The sequence below is a fragment of the Asticcacaulis sp. genome (assembly GCF_027484505.1).
GTDB lineage: Bacteria > Pseudomonadota > Alphaproteobacteria > Caulobacterales > Caulobacteraceae > Asticcacaulis.
Window position 1 is genome coordinate 1 of the sequence record NZ_JAIXSV010000335.1, and the last position, 24,547, is coordinate 24,547.

The window sequence follows — 24,547 nt, forward strand, 5'->3', positions numbered from 1 at the left end:
AGGGGCCGTGCCCCTGCCCTCTTCCCCCGTCTTGCGGTTCATGCTATCGCCCCCGCATGACCGAACTGTCCCAAATTCGTAACTTTTCCATCGTCGCCCATATCGACCACGGCAAGTCCACCCTGTCCGATCGCCTGATTCAGTTCACCGGCGGCCTCACCGCGCGTGAGATGAAGGAGCAGGTGCTCGACAATATGGAGATCGAGCGCGAGCGCGGCATCACCATCAAGGCGCAGACCGTGCGCCTGAATTACAAGGCCAAGGACGGTAAGGCTTACGTCCTGAACCTGATGGACACGCCGGGCCACGTCGATTTCGCCTATGAGGTGTCGCGATCGCTCGCGGCCTGCGAAGGCTCGATTCTGGTGGTCGATGCGTCGCAGGGCGTTGAGGCCCAGACGCTCGCCAATGTCTATCAGGCCATCGACAATAATCACGAAATCGTCCCCGTCCTGAACAAGGTCGATCTGCCCGCCGCCGAGCCGGAGCGCGTGCGCGCCCAGATCGAGGACGTGATCGGCATTGACGCCTCTGAGGCCGTGCTGGCTTCGGCCAAGTCGGGCATCGGTATCGAGGACGTGCTGGAAGCCATTGTCACCAAACTGCCCGCCCCCAAGGGCGACCCCACGGCCCCGCTGAAGGCGCTGCTGGTCGATGCCTGGTATGACCCTTATCTGGGCGTCGTCGTGCTGGTGCGCGTGTTCGACGGCTTCCTCAAGCCCGGTCAGCAGATCAAGCTGATGAACGCCGGCGCGACGTACAAGATCGACAAGCTGGGCGTGTTTCAGCCCAAGGCCACCGATGTCGAGGCGCTGGGCCCCGGCGAGGTCGGCTTCTTCACGGCGCAGATCAAGGAAGTGCAGGACGCGGCCGTCGGCGACACCATCACCGATGAGCGCAAGCCGACCTCACAGGCCCTGACGGGCTTCAAGGAAGTGCAGCCGGTCGTCTTCTGCGGTATCTTCCCCGTCGATGCGGCGGACTTCGAAGACCTGCGCTCGGCCATGGGCAAGCTGCGCCTGAACGACGCCAGCTTCTCGTATGAGATGGAGACGTCTGCGGCGCTGGGCTTTGGTTTCCGCTGCGGTTTCCTGGGGCTGTTGCACCTTGAAATCATTCAGGAACGCCTGAGCCGCGAGTTCAATCTCGACCTGATCGCGACTGCGCCGAGCGTGGTCTACAAGATCTATATGAACAATGGCGATGTGATCGACCTGCACAATCCGGCCGACATGCCGGACCCGGTGAAGATCGACCATATCGAGGAGCCGTGGATCAAGGCGACCATCTTCACGCCGGACGACTATCTGGGCGCGGTGATCAAGCTGTGTCAGGACCGTCGCGGCATCCAGACCGACCTTTCCTACGTCGGGTCGCGCGCCATGGCCGTCTATGAGCTGCCGCTGAACGAGGTGGTGTTCGACTTCTACGACCGCCTGAAGTCGATCTCTAAGGGCTATGCCTCGTTCGACTATACGATTGAGGAATACCGCGAAGGCGACCTCGTCAAAATGTCGATCCTCGTCAATGCCGAGCCGGTGGACGCCCTGTCCATGCTGGTGCACCGCGACCGCGCCGAACAGCGCGGCCGGGGCATGTGCGAAAAGATGAAGGACCTCATCCCGCAGCACCTGTTCGTCATCCCCATTCAGGCGGCCATCGGCGGGCGCATCATCGCGCGCGAAACCGTGCGCGCCCTGCGCAAGGACGTGACAGCCAAGTGCTACGGCGGCGACGCCACGCGCAAGAAGAAGCTGCTGGAGAAGCAGAAAGAGGGCAAGAAGAAGATGCGGCAGTTCGGCAAGGTCGAAATACCGCAGGAGGCCTTCATCGCCGCGCTGAAGATGGACAATGACTGATGAAAAAAGCCCGGATCGCTCCGGGCTTTTTGATTATAGTTCCAGCGGAGTCACTTTGAGCAGTGACGGCGGGCTATATTGTCCCTGATAGATCACGTCGCAGGTGCGGGTACTGGCCATGCTGTTCCCATAAACCACCTGCGCCTTCCCGCCGTGACCCAGAGCGATCTTCTGTTCCGTCATGTGGACATGGACGAAAGGTGCATTGACCAGACCCTTGCAGGCCCTCGCCCCGGTAAAGCGGTGCGTACCACCGATGGATTTGATCAGCAGGTCGTTATCAATGACCTCAACGACCCCGGTAAAGGACTGTGGCGGGATGATCGTGACGGTTTCGGTCACCGACGATATCTCTGCCACAGCGCTGCCCGCCAGCGACAAACCCGCCACAACCGCACTTAAAACAAGACTCCGAGACATAAGCCCCCCTATCAATTTAACGATCCGTGCGTTGATACTTCTGCTTGCGCAGCGTCTTGACCTCTTCGGCGCTGACCGGTGTCACCGACTGCACGAAGCACGGCGTCTTGAAGCCGCCGTCGCCGCTCTGGCGCACCGAAAGCTGCACATCCAGCGGGTCACAAATCTGCACCGAGCCGCGATATTCGAACACCAGAATATCATAGGGCGTCAGCCGGCAGCCATCGACCTTGATCAACACGCCGCCACGGCCGGCGCCTTCGGCCAGTATCGTCTCCTGATCGAGAACGGTCGTGTCGATCCCCGGCCCGTTCACGCAGCGCGGCGGGGTCTTTTTGCCGTCCTCGGCCTGCGAACTCACGGGCAGGACGCCCATGGCCAGCAACCCGCCAACAACACCCAGCACGGCGAACAGGGCCTTTCCATTCAAACGTCGCATTTGTCTCTCCTTAGCCAAACCTTTCGTCCGGGTAAATTCGGCTGACCCTTCCGAACATTCAAAACTACTTAACCAGAACGCTGTAATTTTAATATCAGCGTAATATCAACGAGCGTACCCATGACACCCAGTGTTCTCATCATCGAAGACAGCCTGACTCAGGCGCAACTGATCGGACGCATGTTCGAGCGCGCGGGTTTTGCCCCCGGTCTGGCCACCAATCGCCCCAATGCCCTTCACGAACTGGCTCGGCAGACCTGGTCCCTTTTGGTAATCGACGTCTTCATGGCCGATGAAAACTCGCTCGATCACATTGATGACTATCGTCAGGCCGCGCCAAACACCCCGATTGCCGTGATGACCGCCATTCGCAAGGGGGCCCCGCTGGCCGCCAGCCATTCGCTCAATGCCGCCCGTCGCGCCAAGGTGGACTTCATCCTGCCCAAACCCTTCCGGTTTGAAGACATCCGACAAGTCTGCGAGGACGTGATCCAGCGGCGGGACAACCCCAACCCCGGTCAGATCCTGTATCTTTAGTACTTTCTGGCTTCTTCCTTCGTCAACGGCGTGATGGATTCGATCAGACAGCGGACCGGTGCCTCATCAAAACGCGAATAGAGAATCTTGACGTCGCGCCGGTCGCAAATCTGCGTACCGCCAAAAAATTCAAAGCCGATCTTGTCCAGATCGTCGAGGTTCTGACAGGGAGCCGAGAGCTTCAGCAGGGCCGAACGCCCGAAACTGTCCTCGATCAGCACCGTCGTCTTATCGACGACCATCTTGCGGTTCAGGTGGCTGGCGTCCAGGCACCGCGCCTTGCCCGCCGGTTTGGGCGCATCTTCGGGCGCGGCAGAGGCCAGACTCAAGGCCCCCAGTCCGCCGGTCACCACGACGGCTACTGCCGCCAGTTTCATCATGGCTTTCATCTGTGCACCCTCTTACGTCCCTTCTCTGTCCCTGTTTTCCGCCGTCTTCGGCGTGACGCCTTCGATACGGTCGGCTTCTTCCTTGGTAATGGCTTTGACGTCAGTGATGTGGCAGCGCGCCAGACGGCCCGATCCCGGTTCGGAATAGAGAACCTCGGCATCAAAGCCGCCGCAGACATTGATCGCCCCGGCGCGCGTCCGGATACCAATACGGAAGGCGTCCTCAATGCCCATACAGGCGCCGCTCAGTTCCAGTTTGTAGTTCTGGCGGCCATAGGTTTCGACGATCATGGTACGCGAATCAACGGGATTAAAGCGGTCGATATCATCGCTACGGAAGCATTTGCGCATTTCCTTTTGCGCCGGTGTCGCGGCCTCACGCTCGCGATCCGGCTGCGCGGAGGCCGAAGATTGCGCCGAAGATTGCGCTTGCGCCGGAAGCAGGCTGAGGGTCGTCAGCCCGGCGGCCGCGAGAGCTGCCACAGTCATCAGAGTCTTCATCGCATCACTCCTTCGCCAAACCGCACGCGACGGTCCATTATCTCCAATGAGGCGAGCGGAATCGGGCCATTTAATGACTATGAACAGCCTGTAATCTTTCCGGGCGCAACCGATGCGCGGATGCCACAGTCAGCGGCGACGGCACTCCCAGCGCCTGCGCCACCGCCGCCATGCCCAGCAACGGCCCCAGACACAGACCACGCGCCCCTAATCCGCTCAGGGCCGTAACGCCAGACGCCACCTCCCCCATCACCGGCAGGTGGTCGCGGGTGGTGACACGCACCGCGGCACGCGACTCTGTGCCGTTTGCGGCCAAGTCCGCCGCTTCGGGGAGGACGGCGCGCAGCGTGTCGAGATTGTGGGCGCGATCATCGTCACGCGCCTCAGCACCCCGATCGCCGCGAATATGGGTCGAACCGAAGACAAACCCGTCCGGCATCGGCACGTAATAGCCCCCCCAAGCCTGCGGCTGCGGGTCAGGTGGCGGGGCGTTGGCGGTTTCGATCTGCCCGCGCACGGGACGCAGATCGAGCGCTTCAGCCCACGGCAGATCGAAAATCCCGTCGCCACAGGCCAGAAACACCCGGTCATAGTCATGGGCAGCGCGGTCAGTGACGATACGCACCGGCGCACCGGGCTCTATGCGCACAACGGTTTCGGCCACCACCACTGCGTCTCCCAGAAGCGCCTTGACGACCTCTGGCGGTCGCACCGAAAGGGCGCGCGCCATCCTGAGACCTTCCGCATTGACCGCCATATCACCTGGCGCAAAGTCAGACTGGGCGGCGATCCTGGTAAAGCGCGCTTCGTCGCGCGCGTCGGCGCAACTTTGTTGCACCCCCTGCGCCAGCACGGCTGCGGGGCACAGGCGCGCATAGAGGTCCGTGGCGGCATACAGCGCATCGGCAAACAGCGCGCTGATCGCCCCGCCCCCGGCATCCAGCCGCGGCGTGACCAGTCCGGCCGGATTGCCCGACGCCTGCGGGCCAATATCGAATACGGTGGCCGAATGCCCGTAATGGCGCAGGGCGTGAACGATTGAAGCTCCGGCAATGCCCCCGCCGATAACAGCGATGCGCTCTGGCGCGACAGGCGCTTCGACCGCGCCGGAGAACACCGCCTCCAGCCGCTCGCGCTTGCGCCCAAAACCGGGCTGTTTCGACACCTCAAAGCCAGCGGCCTGAAGCCCGCGCCGTACAAAGCCCGCTACGGTAAAGGTCGCCAGACGGGCCCCCGGCGCGCTGTGCGCGGCCACGGCGTTCAGCACGTCATCGGCCCACATGTCGGGGTTCTGCGCCGGGGAAAACCCATCGAGAAACCACGCATCGGCCTGCCCGTCCCACTGGCTCAGCGCGTCGCGCACATCCATCAGGGCCAGCGTCAGGGTCACGCCCCATTCGGGGAAGGTCATCAGGTGAAAGCCGCGCCGCTGCGGCGGCCAGCGGGCGATGATCGCCTCGGCAAAGGGCGCCAGCTCCGGCCAACTGGCGAGCGCGCGGGCGGCGGCCTCACGCGGCATCAGATAGGCTTCGACGGAAAACAGGTGCAGGTGCCCCTGCGGCGGGCGATGGGTGGCCCACAGCTGCATCAGGGCGGCGATATTGAGCCCGGTGCCAAACCCCAGTTCGCCCACCGTGTAATGGCGACGCCCGGCCCACCCGTCAGGCAGGCCACAGCCGCTCAGGAACACCGCGCGCGTCTCCGACAGACCGTCCTGCAAGGAATAGTAGATGTCATCGAAACGCGCCGAACGCGGGTTACCATCTTCGGCAAAAAAAAGCTGGGGGTCGTCGGTCATCGGGCTCACGCACAAAAAAGAAGAGGCCGTTCCCGGGAACGACCTCTTCCAAACTCTTGTCTAATCCAGCGCCGTGAGGCGCAGGGGATTAGTGAGCAGCAGCCGGAGCTTCAGCAGCCGGAGCTTCGACGGCGGCCGGCGAAGCGGCTTCCGAAGCTTCGACAGTGGCCGAGGCGTCAGCCGAAGCGTCAGCCGGAGCGGATTCTTCGGTGGTGGCGGGCTCTTCAGCCGGCTTCGAGCAAGCGGCAACCGACAGAGCGGCGACGGCGGCGGCGGCGAGCAGGGCCTTGCGGACGATTTCAGAGGTCATGGATCCAGATCCTTAGATTCTAACGTTAGAGCGCCTAGCAACTGCGCCCGACTCCTTCATACGCAAAACCGCTGAGTCTCGCAAGAGGTGTTTTCACAAATATGTGATCACCTCTCGCAACAAAGCCGCCATTCTCCCTCAAAATACGCCTGAGGGGAGAATTGCGGCTTTTTCAGAGGCCCTGTTTGCCCCTGTTAAGGTTACCCTATTCGTTCGGGATGTTATTGAGCGCTTCTTCCATTTCCGCGAAGGACGGCTGCGCGCCCGACGGGATGTTGCCGCGGCCGATTTCGACCGAAATCTGCGCCGCATTGCCGTGCAGGTGCGCCACCAGCACCGCCTGAATGATCTTGTAAAAGGCGCCTTCTTCTTCAACGATACCGTTGAGACGGGCCGCGAACGGCCCAACCAGCCCATAGGACAGCATAACACCAAGGAAGGTGCCGACCAGCGCGCCGCCGATCATGCCACCCAGCACTTCCGGCGGCTCGGTGATGGCACCCATGGTCTTGATAACCCCCAGAACGGCCACAACGATACCCAGCGCCGGCAGGGCGTCTGACATGTTTTGCAGAGCATGAGCGGGATGCGCAGCCTCGTGGTGGTGCTTTTCGAGCTGCTTTTCCATCGCGTCCTCGACCTGATGCGGATCTTCGAGGTTCATCGTCATCATACGCAGCGTGTCGCAGATGAAGTCGATGGCGAAGTGGTCCTTCATGATCTTGGGGTACCGCGAGAAGATCGAGGAGTCGTGCGGCTTTTCGATATGGCTTTCCAGCGCGATGACCCCCTTGGCCTTCATCGTCTTGGTCAGCTGGAACAACAGCGACAGAAGATCGCGATAATCGGAGCCCTTCCACTTGGGACCGCTGAACACCTTACCCAATCCGCCGGCCATTCCCTTTAGGGTATGCATGTCATTGGCGATCAGCGTGGCACCAATGGCCGCACCCAAAATGCCCGTAAGTTCGTAAGCCAGGGAGTGCAGAATCGGCGCCATGGACCCGCCGGACCACAGATAGCTGCCGAACACCGTGGCAAACAGGACGACAATACCGATAATCTGAAACATGCAGGCGGGGTCCGGAGAACTTCGTGATTCTTCCGACCTTAACCCGCCAAATCTTAAGAGGCGGTTTCCGGTTAACGCCTAAGGTTAATGAAAGACCTTTTTGGGACCCCCTATTGCGCCATAAACAGCTTAATCAGCTTGTTCATATCCATATAGCTGACGAACCCCATGGCGGCCACCTGCACATCGGGATGCGCCATCAGGTCTTTCATGCCGCGCTCACCGACGCCCGAAAAGGCCTCACCGAAGGCGGCCTCAATAACATTCTTGTTGCCGGTCTTATAGATGGCGCGGATTTCAGCCCCGCACTGATCGACCATCAGCCGCGTCATCATGGTCCCGACGTCACGGTCAAGGGCCGTGCGTTCGTCCTGGGAAATAGCCGCATAGCGCGAGACGTCGGGGTGGCGCGCCATCATGAAGAAGACGTAGCGCAGGATCAGGCGTTCATCTTCCGCCGTCACCGCCCCGGCAATACAGGTCTTGAGCGCGGCCGCCTGTGCATCACCCGGAACGGGGGTGGCGGTCTGGGCATGCGCCTGAGCCCCCAAACCCAGTGCGGCCATTACCGCAAGGCTGACCAGCCCTTTTTTGACTTTCGACCCGTACATGATGCGCCCCTCCTCGTCGCGTTTCAGAGGGGGTATCCTAACCCGCGCCCCGTACCCTCGTCCATAGGCTGACGGGCTCAGCGGCGGGGCAACAGGTCATCGAGCGCCACTGTCTCCGGCTTGGCCGCCGTCTCGGGCGTCACGGCTGGCAGGGAGGTGGTGTCGCCACCCGCGGTTTCGACGGTGTCGGTGGCCGCCTGATGGGCGTCGAAACAGGTGTCGGTGCATTCGATGACGCCCGGCACGGCGCGGGGCCGCGTGGCCTCAGCCAGAGCCGCCGCGTCGCTGGCGTCCGGCGATACATAGGCCATATCCGCCGCCGCAGAGGGTTCAGAGCCGACCGAAGACGCCTCTTCGGGTGGGGGTAAGGCATCCGTCGCGGGCCAGACGCTGGCGAGGGTGAGCGGTTCCACCACCAGCGGACGCACATCCAGCACATCGCGCTCTACGGCTTCCGTGGCGGGGAACACAGCGCGCGGGTCCCGGCGTTCATCGACCTGTGTCAGCACGGAGCCGTCGAAGGTGGCGATGCGCGCCGCGACCGCCCCGCTGCCCACGGTCAGCACCACCCCGGCGGTCCACAGGCTGAGGCCCAGCGCGCGCCGGGCCCATAAGGCGGCATCAGGCGCGAAAACGGCGCTCATCTCCGCCTCCCGCTGATCCGTGTCGTCTTACGGCGTTGGATGTTCCTGACGAAGCCGGCCATCGCCACGACGGCCAGACCAACGCTGATCAGACCGCTCAGGCCGGGAGCTACCCGCCGCGCATAGGGCGTATTGATCAGGCCCGCCGCCGCGATTAGAGCATCCGTCGGCTTAGCTGAGCCGCCGAATGGCTCTAAGTTTTTGTGTGGTCGCGCAATTTTTCCGAAAAGTGGCATCCACTTTTTCGGATTGCGCTTTAGTTTAGCCGACGGTGCACGCCCGGTCACCGCCTGAGCAAAGGGCAGAAGGCTCAGCACCTGGGTGGCGACAGGAACGATACGGCGGGTCATCTTATCCTCGGCAGAACAGCTTTGTCTGCGTACCCTACGCCCAACCGCATAAGGATGAAGGCGCGGCCTTGGTCACCCGCCGTCAAAAACACCTCAAGACGTATTACCTTATTGGGTGGGAGCCACCCGCGCCTTCGCCACGTGCTCAAAGGCGTAACCGGCGCGTAGCAACTGCGCGTCCGACCACTGCGTACCGATAAACGACATACCCAGAGGCAGACCCTGCACCTGCCCCATCGGCACGGTCAGGTGCGGATAACCGGACATGGCGGGCCACTGACTGGCCGAGGGGCCGGAGAACTGATCGCCATTGACCTCATCCGACAGCCACGGCAGGCCATAGGTCGGCGCAACCAGAAGCGACACGCCATAGGCGCTCAGAAGCCCGTCTATATGGCTGCGCGCAAAGGTTTTTGCGCGGGTGGCGGCGACCCTGTAGGCCGGGTCATCCAGTCCCTTCGTCTTTTCGGCGGCTTCGAAAAACTCCTGCCCGAAGAAGGGCATTTCGCGCGCAGCCTCGGTTTTGTTAAAAGCGATGATCTCCGACAGGGTGCGCGTTTTGACAGCCGCCGGCGTGGTCGCCAGATAGGCATTGAGATCGGCCTTCAACTCGGTCTGAAGTACGCTGAGTTCGGCAGCGTCCAGCCCCTCGACCGAGGAGTCGGTAATATCGACCAGCACGGCCCCCGCCGCTTCCAGATGTTTAAGCGCGGCGTTAAAGGCTGTTTCGACCTTGCCCGGCCCGCCGGTACGGTCGCGCAGCACGCCGATACGCACCCCTTTCAGGGCATCCGGCGACAGGCCCGCCGCATAGTCCACCTTGCGGGCATCGGCTTCCTGCGTCACCGGGTCGGCCGGGTCGCTGCCCGCCATGGCCGACAGCATCAGAGCCACGTCGCGCACGCTACGCCCCATTGGTCCAGGAATATCCTGAGTGTGCGAGATGGGCACGACATGCGTCCGCGAAATCAGCCCCATGGAAGGTTTCAGTCCCACCAGACCGTTCATGGCCGACGGACAGACGACCGAACCATCGGTTTCCGTCCCGACGGCCAGAACGGCGAAGCTCCACGCCACCGCTGTACCGCTGCCCGACGAGGAGCCACAGGCCGAACGGCGCGCATCATAGGCATTACCGGTCAGGCCGCCCACAGCGCTCCAGCCACTCATCGAACGGGTCGAGCGAATATTGGCCCATTCCGACAGGTTGGTCTTGCCGAGAATGACCGCACCTGCGGCCCGCAGCCTCGCCACCACCGGCGCGTCACGCCCTGTCATGTTGTCCTTCAGCGCCAGCGAACCCGCCGTGGTGGGCATGGCGTCCTTGGTTTCGACATTGTCCTTGATCAGGACAGGAATGCCGTGCAGTGGCCCGCGTACCTTGCCCGCCTTGCGCTCGGCATCCAGCGTGCGCGCTTCGGCCAGCGCATCGGGATTGAGCGCGATCACCGCATTGAGTTGGCGCGATTTGTCATAGGCTTCGATGCGGCGGATGGAGGCCCTAGTGATGGCCTCTGCCGATAGCTCACCGCGCGTCATGGCCGCCTGGAGCTGATCGACGGAGGCTTCGCGTACCGGATCGGATTTGGGTGCGGCGATAACCGGCCCGGCCAGACAGAGGGCGATGCTCAATACAGATACCAGTCGCTTCATAACCCAATGCCCTCCAGTCGTTGCCTGAGAAAGGTTACACGCGAGACCGTATCTGGCAAGACGTTGCAGACTCAGTAGCCGCGCGAGCGCTCAACCGTCGGCGGCAGTTCACCTGTCATCCGCCAGCGACGCAGATTATCCGCGACCACCTGCGCCGCCGTCTTTACATTGGTCGGGGCGGAGATGTGCGGCAGGATCGTCACCTGCGGATGGTTCCACAGGGGCGACGCGGCCTCCAGAGGCTCGGACTCGAACACATCCAGCACGGCGTGCGACAGGGTGTGGTCCAGCGCCTGCAAGAGCGCGTCGATATCCAGCGCCGCGCCGCGTCCGAAATTGATCAGCCCCGCCCCCGGCGGCAGCCAGCCCAGGGTTTCGGCGTTCAGAATCCTCCGCGTGTCCGGCGTCGAAGGCAGCAGGCTGACCACTATGTCGGCCTGCGACATCAGTGATTTGAGCCCGTCCGCGCCCGTAAACACCTCAAAATCGGCGGTTTTCGGCGTTCGGCTCCAGCCGATGACGCGAAACCCCGCCTCCCGCGACCGCGCCACCGCCGTCAGACCCATATGGCCCAGCCCCAGCACACCGACTGTCATCTCAGAAGGCGCACGATAGGGCCGCTGATGCCACTGGCGCGCCGCCTGCTGACGCGCATAGGCGGGCATGTCGCGCTGAAGGTAGAGCGTCCAGGCCAGTACCGCCTCACCCATGACGCGGCTCAGTTCCGGATCGACCAGCCGCACAATCGGCAGGTCCACCGGCAACTCGGCCACCAGCCGCTCCACCCCGGCCCAGACGCTGTGCACCCATTTCAGACGCGGCAGGGTCTGCAACAGGGTCGGGTCGGGATTGGCCACCACCGCCACCTCAACCGCCTGCGGATCGGCGTCGCTCAACGGCACGACGGGCATATCCGGCAGGGCCGCAGACAGGGCGGCAATCCATGCCCGCGCTTCGGCATCGCAGACGCGACCTGTAAAGACGATGGCATACACAACACCTCTCCGCACCCTAAGGACACCCTTATGCGGGCGTCCTTATGTGGGCGTCAATGGCTCAGGGCTGAGGTTTAGACCCCGCCGTTGCGTCCGTTGCGGTCAGACTTTCGACACCGACCGAGGCCGTACCGTTGTCGAGATTGATCCACAGGAAGCGCCTCGCGTTTTCCGTCTGCAATTCCGTGAAATAGGCATCAATCTTGCGCCATTTGGCATCAGCGTCGTGCCATTCTTTTGCGCTGCTTATCAATTCTGCGCTGACATTCAGGTTGTTATAATCCTTGCAAGCCTTGGTGGCGGCACCCGCCTTGCCCTTGGCACAGTAGAGATCGAAATACGGCTGAAGAGCATCTCGGGTCTGCTGGTAATCAAGCTCGATAGAGTAACTGGCCCGCCCTGGTTTAGGGATGGAAATAGCCTGTAAATTCAATAACGGCATCTCCATCGCCATGACCGACTTGCTTTGAACGGTGCCGGCATTCCGCAGGACGAGGCTGTCATCCCCCCCACCCAACAGCTTGCTCGCGACATCAAAAGGAGTAGTGATGATGCGGCTCAGGGCTGAATAGGCTGTAGGACGGTTTTCCTGGCCTACCGTATTAACGAACTGCTTGTATCTGAGCCAGGCACCAACGCGATCTCCGTTGAATTTATTGAGAATATCTCTCTGAGACTCCTTAAACAGTGAAAAGTTGGATTGCGTAGTCCGGTAGCTTTCGCACCAGCGTTTAAACTCCTCAACGCTCATCTTGTATTTATTCACGAGGCCGGGAACAGGATCAGTATTCGGCTTGTTGTTCAACACAGTATTGGCCGCAGCAGTGAGCCTTGTGGCCCTTTCCTGCAATTCCAAGGTATTTTTGCAACCACTGACGTCGCTGAGCACGATATCATTCAATCGCTCTACACGCTTATTGACAAAAGTGTTGCGATGTCCGGCAAGGTGGGTTCCGGTCACCGCCCCGGTGTAGAAACGCGACAAAGGTGACACAGAACGCAACTGGTCATTAATGACCGCCGCCAGCGCCAAGGTAGCAAAGCCATTTGACATGGCCGGGGTCGTGTTGTCCTTGCTGGCTAGATAACCCACCGCTCCCAGCGAAGACAGGAAGGCATTGGTACGGCGGATATCCCGCATACAGGCCGAACGCCGGAACCACGAGGTCTGAACGACCTCAACAGCCTTTCCGAGATCCTCCGAGCCCATATCAGGAGAATAGTTCCCCGGAGACTGATTGATATCCCCTTCTTTACGGTCGTACGTCGTATTGAAGTAGCAAACAACACCATCTTGGAATGATGGCGGCCAGCCAATTTTGTTGTATTGTTTATTTTCAATTCTAATTTTTTCTGCCTTTTCTGCGTCCTCTGTTTTGACCTGTGCCTGCGCCGTGTCAAAAACACCCTGCCCTTGCGACAGGTTGGCCACCGACGTATGGAAAGCAATGACGCAGACGAAGGCGAATAAAATACGGTTTGTCATGATGTAACCCCACCCGATTAAAGACGGACAGGCGACCATGAGCCTCGCGCTTTTTCAACTTTAAAATGTGCAAATGTAACAAAATACATTCAAAGCGTGCTCTTCATATCACACCGTTATGCGTAGATCCCTCACCCTTTCCGAAATAGCCGCCCTGCCCGCGGGACTGATCGCTGCCGTGCCGGTCGAGGGCGTGCGGCTGATCCGGCGGGCGCATCCGCTGTCGTGGCTGTCGCAGGCGGTCGGGCGCGGGCCGCTTATCGTGGTGCGCGGACGCAGGATATTCTGGCCGGACCTGCCCGCTGACCTTTCGGTCCGTCCGGAAGCTCTGGCCCTGCTGGCGCACGAGCTGACGCATGTGTGGCAGTACGCCCACGGCCTGACCCTGTGGCGCTATCTGTGGCGCGAACGCGGGCGCTACCGCTACCGCCTCACCCCCGGCAAAACCTTTACAGACTACGGCTATGAGCAGCAGGCGGCCATGGTCGAGGACTGGGTACGCGGCCTCAATGGCCTGTCGCCGCGCTGGGGGCACCCTGCCGACGTTCAAAACCTGCCCCTTCCTGATGCCTTTCTTATCTCTTCATCTGCGGTTCAGCCTTAATTTTGTAAAAGGCATAGGCTAGAACGAGAGAAAGAACAGAAAGATGGACCTGCCTATGTTTGTCAAAGTCGCCAAGCCTGCCCTGCTGGCTGCTGCCCTGTGCCTGACGCCGGCCGCCGCCGGGCTGATCCCCCTGAGCGCCGTGGCGCAGCAGACCCAGCGCGAAATCTCTGCCGATCAGGCCTTTCCCTTCCTGTCGAAATTCCTCGCCCTGCCGACCTCAGAGCGCGATGAGATCACCGTCGCCTATATCCTGAAGATCAAGGGCGGCACGCAAGGCGCCAGCATCGTCCTCAGGCACAATGGCCAGAGCCAGAAGCTGAACATCGGCGGTGACGGGCGCATCACGCCCCTGCCGACGCTGGCGCAGTTGCGCGGCGGGGCTACGGTGGTGGTGAATGGGCCGGAAAAGGGTGTGTCGATGCGCGTGCGTGTCTATGCCACCGAGACCCCGGCGAAGACCATGACGGTCGCGCCGCTGGCCAAGGCGGTGACGCAGAGCAACAGCGTGATGCGTAAGGTCGGCGGTGTGCTGGCCTTAACGCAACCCAAGCTCGACCGGCTGTATTTTGTCGGCTCCGGCAATGCGCGCGTGACGATGGCCGACGGCAGCCAGAAGGTGCTGCCGAAATCCGCCGTTGATGACGCCTATCCGGCCGGCACCCCCTATCTGGTGCCCACGGACTATCCCGGTGCGGTCAGCGTCAGCTTTGATGCCACACCCGCGCGGATAGGCATTGACGACCGCGCCAAATAGATTTTCAGATAGCCGTGATTTTGCCGCGATCCCGAACCACAGTTCGGGATCGTCTGTTTTGCGGGGTGGTTCATGACTGTTTTCAATCGACGGGGATTCGTAGGGTCGGCGGCGGCGCTGGCGGTCGTGGGCGCCTCAGCGGCGCGGGCCGAAACCAAGGACGTGCCGTGCACGGACATCTTCCCGTTTCTGCTCAACTATCTGAACCTGCCGTCTGCCGAGCGCACGCATTTTCGACTGGCTTACAAGCTGGCCGTCACCGGGGCCAAGCTGTCGGATATCCGGCTAGTGCTTAAGCATAATGGCGAGACGCCGCTAAACGTGGCCGCAGACAACACCCTGACGCCCCTGCCCTCCGTTGCGGCGCTGAAGGCCAAGGCCCCGGTTACGGTCACTCGCCCGGACGGCAGCAAGATCGGCCTCAACCTGCTGATCGCCGCCGCCCTGCCCCCTGCGGCCGCCTATGCCGCTGCCGACCTCAAGAAGGCTGTCGATCAGGCGCGCGCCGGGGCCAAAAAGGCCGCCGGTGTGATGAGTCTGGCGGTGCCCAATCTCGACCGCATCGTGTTTGTCGGGGCAGCGGGCGGGCAGGCTATCGGGGCCGATGGCAAGGGCGTGGCCCTGCCGAAGACCAAGGACGGTCATCCGGTGTTTCAACCGACGGCGCAAGCTACGGCCGCGCGCGTGACGCTGGACAAGGCCCCCACCCTGCTCAGGATCGAAGCCAAGCCGAAATAGAGGCGGCGACTTGCCTTAACCGCGCGTCTTAACCGCGCGTTTGGCGGATCAGCATATAGTTGCCGAGCAGACCCGCGGCAAAGGCCGACACGGCGCACAGCGGCAGGCAGATCAGCACCACCCAGGTGGGGTGCGGGATAAAGCTCATATGGATCATGTAGCTTGACACGAGCAGTACGCCAGCGATCCAAGCCGGAAAGGCGCCGACCTTAGCCATACGCACGGCCAGATAGCCGCCGCCAAAGGTGCCCAGCGCCCATGAGATGATCTTGATGATATAGGCGTCCGCCGGCACCGTATCGAGCAGCTTGGCGATGTCTTCGGGGCTGGCCATATCGAAGGTCGGCGGCGGCGGGAACATGTAGTTGCCGACCTGACGCAGGATGGTATCGAGCACCATGCCAAACAGAAGCCCCGTCAGCACGGCCAGCGTGATATTGAGCACGCTGCGCGTCTTGTCCTCGTCCCACACGGTAAACCACGTGACAAGCCGGTCTGTTACCGATGCCTTGGCCATTTCTGCCTCCCTGACTGGCGGAGAAAATGACAAGGCGCGCGGCTTTGGTCAACGTCTTTATAAAGACAGTGTTACGACACGATAATTGACCCGCCATGAATTATCGTGTACACAGTAATTATGCTGATCACTTACGACGAACCGAAGCGTCTGAGAAACCTCGAAAAGCACGGGCTGGATTTTGCCGACCTGACGATCGGCTTTTTCGGGCCGCACGTATCGCGGATGCGAAGCTGGGCCGCTTCGTCGCCGTCGGCTATTTCGATAATCAGCTTGTTGTCGCCGTCGTCTTCCGCCCGCTGGGCACAGAAGCGCTCACTGTGATTTCGATGCGCCCGGCCAGCAAAAAAGAAAGGAAGAACCATGCCGAAGACTAAAATCCCGCCGATTAGCGACGCTGAAGAGGCGCGCATTCAGGCCATGATCGCTTCTGACCCCGACAACCCCGAATTGACGGACGAACAGCTTGCCAATATGCGGCCGTTTGCCGAGGTCTTCCCCGAACTGGCGGCCTCTATCCGGCGCGGTCGCCCGCCGCTGGAGACGCCGAAACAGTCGGTGCATCTCCGGCTGGACGCCGATGTTCTGGCCGCCTGGCGCGCCACCGGCGCGGGCTGGCAGAGCCGCATGAACGAGGCCCTGCGCAAAGCTATGCCGTAATTCAAGGCAACGGCAGCGGGCGCGAATTGCCGTTTTCGTCGATGGCGACAAAGGTAAAGTCAGCATCGGTCACCTTGATACGCACGTCGGAGTCGCGTGAGCGCCGCCAAGCCTGTACGTGGATCTTCATCGAGGTGCGCCCGGTCGAGATCAACTCGGCATAGACCGACACTTCGTCGCCCACCCGCACCGGCGTATGAAAGGTCATGGCTTCGACCGCAATGGTCGCGGCGCGGCCCACGGCGCGGCGCGCGGCGACATTACCCGCTGCAAGGTCCATCTGCGACATCAGCCAGCCGCCGAAGATATCGCCCGCCGGATTGGTGTCCGCCGGCATGGCGATGGTACGAATGGCAATCAGCGCCTCGTTCGGCTGCGTGTCTTTCTGGTGTTTCATCGACTTACCCCACATGCCGCTATTCATTGCCGCAGGTTTGACTTTTTGCAATGCAAAAAAACCAAACAAAAAGCGCCGAAGCTAAGGCTTCGACGCTTTTTAAAGATCGGATCGTGTCCGTAAGGCTTACTTCGAGCGGCCCGTGGTCGCACCGCCTTCGCGTTGCAGACGCTTGCGCGCCAGCTTGCGGGCGCGGCGCACGGCTTCGGCCTGCTGGCGAGCGCGCTTTTCAGAGGGCTTTTCGTAGTGGACGTGACGCTTCATTTCGCGGAAGGAGCCTTCACGTTGCATCTTTTTCTTCAGCGCCTTCAGGGCCTGATCGACGTTGTTGTCGCGGACAAAGATCTGTACCAGAGGTATCTCTCCATTCTGTCTGTTCCGCCGGGCCGTAAAGCCTTGCGACGGACCGCCTCGCCCTTTTGAAGTTCGGGCCATAAAAGGGCGGAGGGTGAAAACAAGCTGCCCGCAAACCGTGGTCTGCGGGCGTGTGGGCGAAGCCATTACATCATGCCCGCGCCCAATTCAAGCCGCACCGCCTTTGAAAAATGCCCGATTGCGCATTTTGTCCGCATGTTGCCTTTTGACGCAGGCGCGATTTGGTCTTGGCGCGGGGCGGGCTTGGGCCTATTCTTGGGGCATGTCCGCAAATACCCTTACCCAACTGGAACAGTCACTGGCCACGGCCTGCGCTGAGCTGATGCCCGATCTGGGCCTGACCCGCGTTACCGTGCGCGTCGCGGGTGCGCGAATCGGCCTCAGCCCCGCCGAGGTCGAACTGATCTGCCCCAACGGGCCGTCGGACATCGCGGCCATCCTGTGGCGTCAGGGCGATGCGGCGCTTGTGGGCGATGAGATTGAGGCGCAACTGTCTGCGATGAAGGTGCGTGAACGCATCGGCTTCCTGCTCAACCGCCGCATCGACGCCGCTTGCGCCGATGAACGCGCCACGCACCGCCTGATCGGGCACCTGTGCCTGCCGCAGCATCTGGGGCTGTACCGCCGCCTGCTGTGGGACTCGGCTGATCTGGTGTGGCGTCAGGCGGGCGATAAGGCTTTGGACGAAAACCACTATTCCAAACGCGCCATCGTGTCGGGGATTCTCGCCACGGCGCTGATGACGCGCCTGACGCAAGGGGCTGAGGCCCAGCACGAGCAGATCGCCCGCAATATCGAGCAGGTGATGGCGTTTGAAAAATTCAAGGCCAAACTGCCTTTGAAGCCCGAAGACGCGCTGCTGGGGGCCGTGGAATTTCTGGGCAGGCTGCGCTTTGGGGCGGCGGCCTGATCTTAGCCTTTACGTTCCATAGTGTTGCTGCCGCTACGCCTCCCTTAGGGTGTCAGTAAAGAAAGGCTACAAACGTGCGCTGGTTTTTTCAGATACCAATCATCATTTCCTTTGGCGTGGCGACTATAATCACCCTCAGTTATCTGTATGAAATGACTTTCGGCTACGGCAGGGCGAGTTGGTTCAATGTATTGACAGGTGTCGGCTTCATGGTCGCGTGTGTAGCCTTCCATTATCTTTATAAATTTATTGAAAAGCTTGGTGAGAAAATTGAAGGCAAGAATAATAAACGATAAGCGGGGTGTGAAGTGATGTATTCAGAGTCCGATTCAAAATAATATGAATAATTATAGAGTCTTGCTACTCACGGCGTTAGTGGCTGGGGAGATTAGAGACTCGCCTTCAACCGATTGATATGGCCCATCTTGCGGCCCGGACGCGGATCATCCTTGCCGTAAACATAGAGCCGTGAGTCCGGCTCCTGCGACAGGGCTTCCCAGGCCAGCACATCCGGCCCCAGAAGATTGGTCATTTCGACCTGAAAACGCGCCGTCGTATCGCCCAGCGGCCAGCCAGCCACGGCGCGGATATGCTGCTCGAACTGATCACACAGGCAGCCATCCTGCGTCCAGTGGCCGGTATTGTGCACGCGCGGCGCGATCTCGTTGAGGATCAGCTCATCGCCTTCGAGCACAAACAGCTCGACGCCCAGAACGCCCACATAATCAAGACCTTCCAGCACCTTCCTGGCAATCGTCTCGGCGCGTTCTTTCAAGGTGTCCGACACCATCGCCGGGGCCAGGGTCGTTGAAAGGATGCCGCTGACGTGGTGGTTTTCACCCACCGGATAGGTCTTTACCGTGCCGTCATAGCCGCGCGCCGCGATCACCGAGACTTCGCGCTGAAAATCGGCCTTCGCCTCCAGAATCGCCGGGCGGCCATTGAGGCTGTCGAAGGCGGCCTTCGCTTCTTCGGCGGCGCGAATCCACACCTGCCCCTTGCCGTCATAGCCTTCGCGGCGCGTCTTCAGAAGCGCGGGCAAGCCATTGGCGGCAATCGCCTTTTCGAGGTCATCAAGGCTGTTGATCTCATAGAAATCGACGGTGTTTATGCCGACGCTACGGGCAAAGCGCTTTTCGAGGATACGATCCTGCGTGATACCCAGCGCCCGCGCATTAGGGGCTACCTTCGCGCCTTTGGACACAAGATAGTCGAGCGAGGCGACGGGTACGTTTTCAAATTCAAACGTAATCACGTCCGACGCCGCGGCAAAGCGGTCGAGCGCCGCTTCATCCGTATAGCGCGCCACCTTGGACACCGCCGAGACGCTGGCCGCCGGCGATTCGGCGTCGGGTCCATAGACCACCACCTTGAAACCCAGCCGTGACGCCGCCTGCGACAGCATACGCCCCAGCTGACCATCGCCCAGAATGCCGATTCTTGACCCCAAAGGCAGCGGTTTCAATGGTTTAGTCCTCAACGCTATCGGGCACACCGTCGGTCTGCGCCTGACGCAGAGCCTCGATGCGCGTCGCCAGTTCGGGATCGGACAGGGCCAGAATCTGCGCCGCCAGAAGCCCGGCATTCTTCGCACCCGCTTCGCCGACCGCCAGCGTACCAACGGGCACACCGCCCGGCATCTGCACGATCGACAGGAGCGAATCGAGGCCTTTCAGCCCGTCGCGCACCGGCACGGGCACGCCCAGCACCGGCAGCGGCGTCAGCGACGCCGTCATACCCGGCAGGTGGGCGGCCCCACCGGCACCGGCGATAATCACCTGAAAACCCTCAGCCTTGGCGGATTTGGCAAATTCGACCATGCGCTCCGGCGTGCGGTGCGCCGAGACAACGCGCGCCTCATAGGTCACGCCAAGCCCGTCCAGCGCCTCGGCGGCCTTTTTCATCACCGGCCAGTCCGAGCGCGAGCCCATAATGATGGCGACTCTGGGTTTCGACGCGGTCATGCCCACCTCCGAAAGCTGAAAGGCCGCGAACTATAGGATTAGGCCCCGACCTGCAAGGGGCGTCTGTGCAAATAGCACTCGCTTCGCGCCCCAAACGCCGCTAATCTTGAGTGCATGACCGCCTTGCCGCCCTCAGCCTCTGCCGATTCTGAGCCCTCCGCCTTGTCCGCGGGCGGACTGACAGCGTCGATGCAGGCCCTGCTGCAAAGCCAGTTTGGTGGTGCCCCTCGCCCTGTTGCGGCCCCCGCCCCTGCCCCGCCCGCGCCGGAGCCGGAGCCCCAGACGGGGGATGAATGGCCCTTGGCGGCGCGCACCCTGATCGACAGCCTGATCCGTGAAAACATCCGTCTGAAGGCCGATATCAAGGCCCTGACCGAGCAGGTGGCGCTGGCTGAGCACCACGCCGATCACGATGTGCTGACGCCGACCCTCAACCGCCGCGCCTTCCTGCGGGATCTGGGCCGCGCCATGGGGGATGGCCGCCGCTATGGCGACCCGGCCTGCCTGATCTATCTCGATCTGGACGGCTTCAAAGCCATCAACGACACCTATGGCCACGCCGCCGGTGACAAGGCGCTGATCCACATTGCTGAGCGGCTCAACGCGAATGTGCGCGAAGGCGATTCGGTCGGGCGGCTGGGCGGCGACGAATTCGCCATCCTGCTGCGCCACGCCGATGTCTCCGTCGCCCGCACCAAGGCGCAGAAGCTTGAGGCCGAACTGAATATCGCCACCTTTGAATATCAGGGCCTGTACCTGCGCGTCGGCGGCTCGTTCGGTGTGCGCGCCTACGAAGGTCAGGCCTCGGCCGAAGAATGGATCGCCGAAGCCGATGCCGCGATGTTTCTGGTCAAGAAATCGTCCAGATGAGTCGCATAGCCGCTGTTACCCTCGTCGTGCCCGATTACGATGAGGCCATCGCCCATTACTGCACCGGGCTGGGCTTCGACCTGATCGAGGATACTGACCTCGGTGGCGGCAAGCGCTGGGTGCTGATCGCCACGCCGGGTGCAACCGAAACGCGCCTGCTGCTGGGCAAGGCGTCGAATGACGCTCAACGCGCCGCCATCGGCAATCAGGCCGGCGGGCGTGTCTTCCTGATCCTGTTCACCGACGACTTTGCCCGCGACCATGCGCGGTTTTCACAGGCCGGAGCGATCTTTGCCGAAGCCCCGCGCCACGAAGCCTATGGCACAGTGGCCGTGTTCCGCGACCGCTTCGGCAATCTGTGGGACTTGCTTGAGCCGAAATAGAGGTGGCGATTGTAATGCAACTGCATTACAATCAGGTGGTATTTCGAGAGGTTTCCCATGGCAACCGTCCCTGTCCAGACCCGTGTCGAGTCCGACATTAAAATCCGCGCCGGTGAAGTCCTTGAAAAGATGGGGCTGACCGTGTCGGACGCTGTACGGATTCTCCTGACGCGCATAGCTCATGATGGTGCCCTGCCCGCAGGCCTGACGGCTGACACCGCCGCCTATGAGGCCTGGTTCAAGGCCAAGGTGCACGAAGCCCTGAACGACCCGCGCCCGGATATGCCTCATGAAGAGGTCGAAGCGCATTTCGCTGCCCGCCGCGCGAAGGCTCAGCAAGCGAATAAAGGCTGAGCATGCACCTGCACTGGTCGCGCCTCGCCTATCAGGATCGCGACGCGATATTTGACCATATCGAAGCCGAAAGCCCGTCGGCCGCCATACGGGTCGATAGCGCCATCGCCAGTCAGGCCGCCCAGCTGATTGACTTTCCGTTCAGCGGTCGGACGGGACGGGTTCCCGGCACCCGCGAATGCGTCGTCAGCGGTCTGCCCTATATCCTCATCTACGAGGTCAGCGAACTCACGGTAAGAATTTTGCGTGTGCTTCACGCGGCCCGGCAATGGCCCCTATGATATACTAAACAACTGCCTGTGCTGTTCGATGGCATAGGCATCCGTCATACCGGCAATATAGTCGCAGACCACGCGGGCGCGCTGGGTTTCGGTATCCTTGGTGCACACCCGCCCGTACCAGTTGGGCGGCAGCACTTCCGGCTCCTCCATATAGAGGCGGAACAGGTCATTCAGCACGCGCCGCGCCTGTGAGCGGTGACGATTGACCGTATAGTGCTTGTACATGCGCGCATACAGAAAGGCCCGCAGACGCGACAGATCCTCATTCACCGTGCGCGAAAAGGCCACCATCTGACGCCCGGCGCGGCGCACATCCTCGGCCGTTTCAATGCCGTCCTCTTTCAGGCGCCGCCCGGTCTCCAGACAGACATCACGGATCATAAAGCCTATCACGCGGCGGATGGCCTCAAGCCGCAACAACCGTTGATCGATCAGTGGCCAGTCCTTTTCCACCTCGGCAATCGCCGGTCCGATCAGCGGAATGTCGCGCAGATCGGCCAGCGTAAACAGCCCCGCCCGCAGACCATCGTCGACATCGTGGTTATTATAGGCGATGTCGTCCGAAATCGCCGCAATCTGCGCCTCAAGCGACGCATAGGTTTCCGGGCGCAAGTCCCAGAAATCGCTGAAATCGGCCACGGCCTTCCACGCCGGCTGGCCCAGCTTGTGCGCCACGGGGCCGTTGTGCTTGATCACGCCTTCCAGCGTCTCCCAGGCCAGATTGAGCCCCTCAAACGCCGGATAGCGGTGCTCCAGCCGCGTCACAATGCGGAAGGTCTGCACATTGTGATCAAAGCCGCCCCACGGCTCCATCATCTTGTGCAACTCGTCCTCGCCCGCATGACCAAAGGGCGAATGGCCCATATCGTGCGACAGGGCGATGGTTTCGGCCAAATCCTGATCGGCCCCCAGCGTATGCGCCAAAGACCGAGCCACCTGCGACACCTCAATCGAATGCGTCAGGCGCGTGCGGAAATAATCGCCGTGCCCCGCCACAAACACCTGCGTCTTGCCCTTCAACCGCCGAAACGCCGTGCAGTGGATCACCCGGTCACGATCCCGCGCAAAGGCCGTGCGCGTCTGGCTGTCCGGCTCGCTGTACAACCGCCCGCGCGAACGGGCATGGTTTTCGCTATAGGGCGCAAGCGTCAGGATCAGCGGATCGTGCACGGGCAGGTCTTTCGGAGTGGAACTTACGCCCTAAATCCCCCTCTGCGCGCCAATTTGCAATGCAAATTCATGAGAAATATTCGCTCAGAGCGCTTTCCGAAAATTGGGACGCACTTTTCGGGAAAAAGAGCGCGGCAAACCAAAAATTTAGAGCGATATTTTGTTACGCCAAACGGCGTTTCGATTCAATTTGAACAAAATACGCTCTAACCCTCTAAAACTCGCGCCCGCCCCGCGCTATATTGGCCCCATGAACCCGATTACGCTTTCCGCCAGCGCCGCGCGCCACCTCAACCGCCTGTCCGCCGACGCCGGGCACCCGATCCTGTTGCGCGTCGCCGTCGAAGGTGGCGGCTGCTCCGGCTTCCAGTACCAGCTCGATCTGGTCGAAGCGCCCGAAGACGGCGATACGGTCGTCGCCTATGACGGCGCTCAGGCCCTGATCGACGAAGTCTCCGCCCCCCTGCTGGCCGGGTCTATCATCGACTATGTCGAAGAACTGGTCGGCGCACAGTTCAAAATCCTCAACCCGCAGGCCAAATCGTCCTGCGGCTGCGGTGTCAGCTTCTCGATCTGATTTTTGGTGCCTCTTTCTGGCGGTTGAAGAGCCTCCGGCGGGCAGGGGCACAGCCCCTGCACCCAAAACTCGCCCCGAAGGCGGGGCCTGTCACCAGAAAGGCCATAAAACGAGCCTACAGACACCACTCACCTTTAATTCGAATAAATCATTAAAATTTATTCTGACTTAATGCTCAATTAGAGTGAAATAACTTATTGATTTAAGAGAATAGTCAATTTCCTCATCTTTGGGCCTGCCATTCTGGGAGAATTGCACGTCTAATGTATCTGGGTAACAATCATATCTTCCAACAATTAACTCTCTCTGCCTTTTTTTATACCTAACTGAATAGTCACATGGATAACTCCCGCAGACAGGCTTCGGGATATAGGTGCGACTCCAGCCCTTACTAATTATAAATAAATCAGCCTCCTTGAAGCTCAGCGTCCCGTCCCTGTCATTTAACATTATAGAGAATCCGAACGATATTTTTCCGTTATCGCCTCGATTTACACTGTATGCACAATCAAATTGATCATCAAAAGAGTCATCAAAACATTCATAAATATCGCGAAAAACGTCGGTATGACTTAATTTAAGTTTTAAATTTCCGTATTTTTCAAATTTTTCTAATGAGCTGAATTCATTCAAGTCAGAAGAAAACTTTTCCAGCAACTCCATGCTCACAGATTTCGTCTCTTCGCCGTGGCAAACAACGGGACTTGTTGCCAGAAACAGCAAAAGCAATACACGTATCTTCATCTTTCCCTCCCCGCTTGCTGACAGGCTTGGCCACAGGTGACCGGGGGCGGCCGATGACCCGGTGTTTCCCCGTGACGATTTCCCATCGCATGCACAACAGATGACAACGGGTTTGAGGGATCGTCAACGCGAAAAGGTTCGTGTTGTTAATCGACCAGCGCGGCGCAAGCCTCGACCCTGCC

The 24,547-nt window shown here is 60.7% G+C and carries 34 protein-coding genes; 14 read left to right on the forward strand and 20 right to left on the reverse strand.

Features of this window, described 5'->3' with window-relative positions; translation table 11 throughout:
- Positions 1-56 precede the first annotated feature (56 nt).
- Positions 57-1,859: a translation elongation factor 4 gene (gene lepA, locus Q0072_RS19640; protein WP_290793020.1), complete on the forward strand. Its 1,803-nt coding sequence runs from the start codon at positions 57-59 to the stop codon at positions 1,857-1,859.
- Positions 1,860-1,892: 33 nt separating this feature from the next.
- On the opposite strand, the gene Q0072_RS19645 is transcribed toward lepA, so the two are convergent.
- Complete coding sequence (locus tag Q0072_RS19645) at positions 1,893-2,279, reverse strand: hypothetical protein (protein ID WP_298333340.1); 387 nt, start codon at positions 2,277-2,279, stop codon at positions 1,893-1,895.
- 16 nt (positions 2,280-2,295) lie between these two features.
- Positions 2,296-2,718, reverse strand: a complete 423-nt coding sequence (locus tag Q0072_RS19650; RefSeq protein ID WP_298333342.1) for a hypothetical protein — start codon at positions 2,716-2,718, stop codon at positions 2,296-2,298.
- 120 nt (positions 2,719-2,838) lie between these two features.
- Between Q0072_RS19650 and Q0072_RS19655 the strand changes: the two genes are divergently transcribed.
- Complete coding sequence (locus Q0072_RS19655; RefSeq protein ID WP_298333344.1) at positions 2,839-3,255, forward strand: response regulator; 417 nt, start codon at positions 2,839-2,841, stop codon at positions 3,253-3,255.
- On the opposite strand, the gene Q0072_RS19660 is transcribed toward Q0072_RS19655, so the two are convergent.
- The 11 genes from Q0072_RS19660 to Q0072_RS19710 all read right to left on the reverse strand — a co-directional run bounded on the left by Q0072_RS19660 (position 3,252) and on the right by Q0072_RS19710 (position 13,064).
- Positions 3,252-3,644: a DUF6491 family protein gene (locus Q0072_RS19660; RefSeq protein ID WP_298333345.1), complete on the reverse strand. Its 393-nt coding sequence runs from the start codon at positions 3,642-3,644 to the stop codon at positions 3,252-3,254. The two genes, Q0072_RS19655 and Q0072_RS19660, sit on opposite strands and share 4 nt — an antisense overlap.
- A 12-nt stretch (positions 3,645-3,656) precedes the next feature.
- Positions 3,657-4,145 carry a DUF6491 family protein gene (locus Q0072_RS19665; protein ID WP_298333347.1) on the reverse strand — a complete coding sequence of 163 codons (489 nt, stop codon included), beginning with the start codon at positions 4,143-4,145 and terminating at the stop codon, positions 3,657-3,659.
- A gap of 70 nt (positions 4,146-4,215) precedes the next feature.
- Entirely contained in the window at positions 4,216-5,943 is a 1,728-nt protein-coding gene (gene mnmD / locus Q0072_RS19670) for a tRNA (5-methylaminomethyl-2-thiouridine)(34)-methyltransferase MnmD (protein WP_298333348.1), read from the reverse strand.
- 88 nt (positions 5,944-6,031) lie between these two features.
- Entirely contained in the window at positions 6,032-6,253 is a 222-nt protein-coding gene (locus Q0072_RS19675) for a hypothetical protein (protein WP_298333350.1), read from the reverse strand.
- Between the two features lie 205 nt (positions 6,254-6,458).
- Complete coding sequence (gene motA / locus Q0072_RS19680; protein ID WP_298333352.1) at positions 6,459-7,325, reverse strand: flagellar motor stator protein MotA; 867 nt, start codon at positions 7,323-7,325, stop codon at positions 6,459-6,461.
- Positions 7,326-7,435: 110 nt separating this feature from the next.
- Positions 7,436-7,936, reverse strand: coding sequence for a hypothetical protein (locus Q0072_RS19685; RefSeq protein ID WP_298333354.1), 501 nt, complete (start codon positions 7,934-7,936; stop codon positions 7,436-7,438).
- Positions 7,937-8,013: 77 nt separating this feature from the next.
- Entirely contained in the window at positions 8,014-8,580 is a 567-nt protein-coding gene (locus tag Q0072_RS19690; RefSeq protein ID WP_298333356.1) for a hypothetical protein, read from the reverse strand.
- Positions 8,577-8,930: a hypothetical protein gene (locus tag Q0072_RS19695; RefSeq protein WP_298333357.1), complete on the reverse strand. Its 354-nt coding sequence runs from the start codon at positions 8,928-8,930 to the stop codon at positions 8,577-8,579. Before Q0072_RS19695 ends, Q0072_RS19690 begins: the two co-directional genes overlap by 4 nt.
- Positions 8,931-9,038: 108 nt before the next feature.
- Positions 9,039-10,583, reverse strand: a complete 1,545-nt coding sequence (locus tag Q0072_RS19700) for an amidase (protein ID WP_298333359.1) — start codon at positions 10,581-10,583, stop codon at positions 9,039-9,041.
- A gap of 71 nt (positions 10,584-10,654) precedes the next feature.
- The gene (locus tag Q0072_RS19705; RefSeq protein WP_298333360.1) at positions 10,655-11,578 is read right to left on the reverse strand and encodes a glyoxylate/hydroxypyruvate reductase A; all 924 of its coding nucleotides are present in this window, start codon (positions 11,576-11,578) and stop codon (positions 10,655-10,657) included.
- Between the two features lie 61 nt (positions 11,579-11,639).
- The gene (locus Q0072_RS19710) at positions 11,640-13,064 is read right to left on the reverse strand and encodes a hypothetical protein (RefSeq protein ID WP_298333361.1); all 1,425 of its coding nucleotides are present in this window, start codon (positions 13,062-13,064) and stop codon (positions 11,640-11,642) included.
- Positions 13,065-13,182: 118 nt separating this feature from the next.
- On the opposite strand from Q0072_RS19710, the gene Q0072_RS19715 reads away from it, so the two are divergent.
- The 3 genes from Q0072_RS19715 (at position 13,183) to Q0072_RS19725 (ending at position 15,163) form a co-directional block, all read left to right on the forward strand.
- Entirely contained in the window at positions 13,183-13,668 is a 486-nt protein-coding gene (locus tag Q0072_RS19715) for a hypothetical protein (RefSeq protein WP_298333363.1), read from the forward strand.
- A 43-nt stretch (positions 13,669-13,711) separates the two neighbouring features.
- On the forward strand, positions 13,712-14,425 hold the full coding sequence (locus Q0072_RS19720) for a hypothetical protein (protein ID WP_298333365.1): 714 nt from the start codon (positions 13,712-13,714) through the stop codon (positions 14,423-14,425).
- A 72-nt stretch (positions 14,426-14,497) separates the two neighbouring features.
- On the forward strand, positions 14,498-15,163 hold the full coding sequence (locus Q0072_RS19725; protein ID WP_298333367.1) for a hypothetical protein: 666 nt from the start codon (positions 14,498-14,500) through the stop codon (positions 15,161-15,163).
- Positions 15,164-15,191: 28 nt separating this feature from the next.
- Here Q0072_RS19725 and Q0072_RS19730 read toward each other — a convergent pair whose 3' ends face one another.
- Entirely contained in the window at positions 15,192-15,680 is a 489-nt protein-coding gene (locus tag Q0072_RS19730; protein ID WP_298333369.1) for a hypothetical protein, read from the reverse strand.
- Between the two features lie 95 nt (positions 15,681-15,775).
- Here Q0072_RS19730 and Q0072_RS19735 point away from each other — a divergent pair, with 95 nt between their 5' ends.
- Both Q0072_RS19735 and Q0072_RS19740 read left to right on the forward strand, forming a co-directional pair.
- Positions 15,776-16,057, forward strand: a complete 282-nt coding sequence (locus tag Q0072_RS19735; RefSeq protein WP_298333371.1) for a hypothetical protein — start codon at positions 15,776-15,778, stop codon at positions 16,055-16,057.
- The gene (locus Q0072_RS19740; RefSeq protein WP_298333373.1) at positions 16,044-16,340 is read left to right on the forward strand and encodes a BrnA antitoxin family protein; all 297 of its coding nucleotides are present in this window, start codon (positions 16,044-16,046) and stop codon (positions 16,338-16,340) included. Before Q0072_RS19735 ends, Q0072_RS19740 begins: the two co-directional genes overlap by 14 nt.
- A 1-nt stretch (position 16,341) precedes the next feature.
- Here Q0072_RS19740 and Q0072_RS19745 read toward each other — a convergent pair whose 3' ends face one another.
- Positions 16,342-16,737 carry an acyl-CoA thioesterase gene (locus Q0072_RS19745; RefSeq protein WP_298333375.1) on the reverse strand — a complete coding sequence of 132 codons (396 nt, stop codon included), beginning with the start codon at positions 16,735-16,737 and terminating at the stop codon, positions 16,342-16,344.
- Between the two features lie 126 nt (positions 16,738-16,863).
- Positions 16,864-17,097, reverse strand: coding sequence for a 30S ribosomal protein S21 (gene rpsU, locus Q0072_RS19750; protein ID WP_041659477.1), 234 nt, complete (start codon positions 17,095-17,097; stop codon positions 16,864-16,866).
- 277 nt (positions 17,098-17,374) lie between these two features.
- Here rpsU and Q0072_RS19755 point away from each other — a divergent pair, with 277 nt between their 5' ends.
- Both Q0072_RS19755 and Q0072_RS19760 read left to right on the forward strand, forming a co-directional pair.
- Positions 17,375-18,022 (forward strand): COQ9 family protein, encoded by a 648-nt coding sequence (locus Q0072_RS19755; RefSeq protein WP_298333377.1) that lies wholly within the window; start codon positions 17,375-17,377, stop codon positions 18,020-18,022.
- Between the two features lie 74 nt (positions 18,023-18,096).
- Complete coding sequence (locus Q0072_RS19760; protein ID WP_298333379.1) at positions 18,097-18,318, forward strand: sensor signal transduction histidine kinase; 222 nt, start codon at positions 18,097-18,099, stop codon at positions 18,316-18,318.
- 92 nt (positions 18,319-18,410) lie between these two features.
- On the opposite strand, the gene Q0072_RS19765 is transcribed toward Q0072_RS19760, so the two are convergent.
- Positions 18,411-19,487, reverse strand: coding sequence for a 5-(carboxyamino)imidazole ribonucleotide synthase (locus tag Q0072_RS19765; protein ID WP_298333381.1), 1,077 nt, complete (start codon positions 19,485-19,487; stop codon positions 18,411-18,413).
- Between the two features lie 4 nt (positions 19,488-19,491).
- The gene (purE, locus tag Q0072_RS19770) at positions 19,492-19,986 is read right to left on the reverse strand and encodes a 5-(carboxyamino)imidazole ribonucleotide mutase (RefSeq protein WP_298333383.1); all 495 of its coding nucleotides are present in this window, start codon (positions 19,984-19,986) and stop codon (positions 19,492-19,494) included.
- 114 nt (positions 19,987-20,100) lie between these two features.
- Here purE and Q0072_RS19775 point away from each other — a divergent pair, with 114 nt between their 5' ends.
- The 4 genes from Q0072_RS19775 to Q0072_RS19790 are packed head-to-tail and all read left to right on the forward strand — an operon-like array spanning position 20,101 to position 21,874.
- Entirely contained in the window at positions 20,101-20,856 is a 756-nt protein-coding gene (locus Q0072_RS19775) for a GGDEF domain-containing protein (RefSeq protein WP_298333385.1), read from the forward strand.
- Complete coding sequence (locus Q0072_RS19780) at positions 20,853-21,239, forward strand: VOC family protein (RefSeq protein WP_298333387.1); 387 nt, start codon at positions 20,853-20,855, stop codon at positions 21,237-21,239. Before Q0072_RS19775 ends, Q0072_RS19780 begins: the two co-directional genes overlap by 4 nt.
- 57 nt (positions 21,240-21,296) lie before the next feature.
- Complete coding sequence (locus Q0072_RS19785; protein ID WP_298333389.1) at positions 21,297-21,593, forward strand: type II toxin-antitoxin system RelB/DinJ family antitoxin; 297 nt, start codon at positions 21,297-21,299, stop codon at positions 21,591-21,593.
- 2 nt (positions 21,594-21,595) lie between these two features.
- Positions 21,596-21,874: a type II toxin-antitoxin system RelE/ParE family toxin gene (locus Q0072_RS19790; RefSeq protein ID WP_298333391.1), complete on the forward strand. Its 279-nt coding sequence runs from the start codon at positions 21,596-21,598 to the stop codon at positions 21,872-21,874.
- Here Q0072_RS19790 and Q0072_RS19795 read toward each other — a convergent pair.
- Entirely contained in the window at positions 21,869-23,044 is a 1,176-nt protein-coding gene (locus Q0072_RS19795; protein WP_298333393.1) for a deoxyguanosinetriphosphate triphosphohydrolase, read from the reverse strand. The two genes, Q0072_RS19790 and Q0072_RS19795, sit on opposite strands and share 6 nt — an antisense overlap.
- Positions 23,045-23,294: 250 nt before the next feature.
- On the opposite strand from Q0072_RS19795, the gene Q0072_RS19800 reads away from it, so the two are divergent.
- The gene (locus tag Q0072_RS19800) at positions 23,295-23,621 is read left to right on the forward strand and encodes an iron-sulfur cluster assembly accessory protein (RefSeq protein WP_298333395.1); all 327 of its coding nucleotides are present in this window, start codon (positions 23,295-23,297) and stop codon (positions 23,619-23,621) included.
- A 168-nt stretch (positions 23,622-23,789) separates the two neighbouring features.
- Here the strand turns inward: Q0072_RS19800 and Q0072_RS19805 are convergent, their stop codons facing one another.
- Positions 23,790-24,365: a hypothetical protein gene (locus Q0072_RS19805; protein WP_298333396.1), complete on the reverse strand. Its 576-nt coding sequence runs from the start codon at positions 24,363-24,365 to the stop codon at positions 23,790-23,792.
- Positions 24,366-24,547 lie beyond the last annotated feature (182 nt).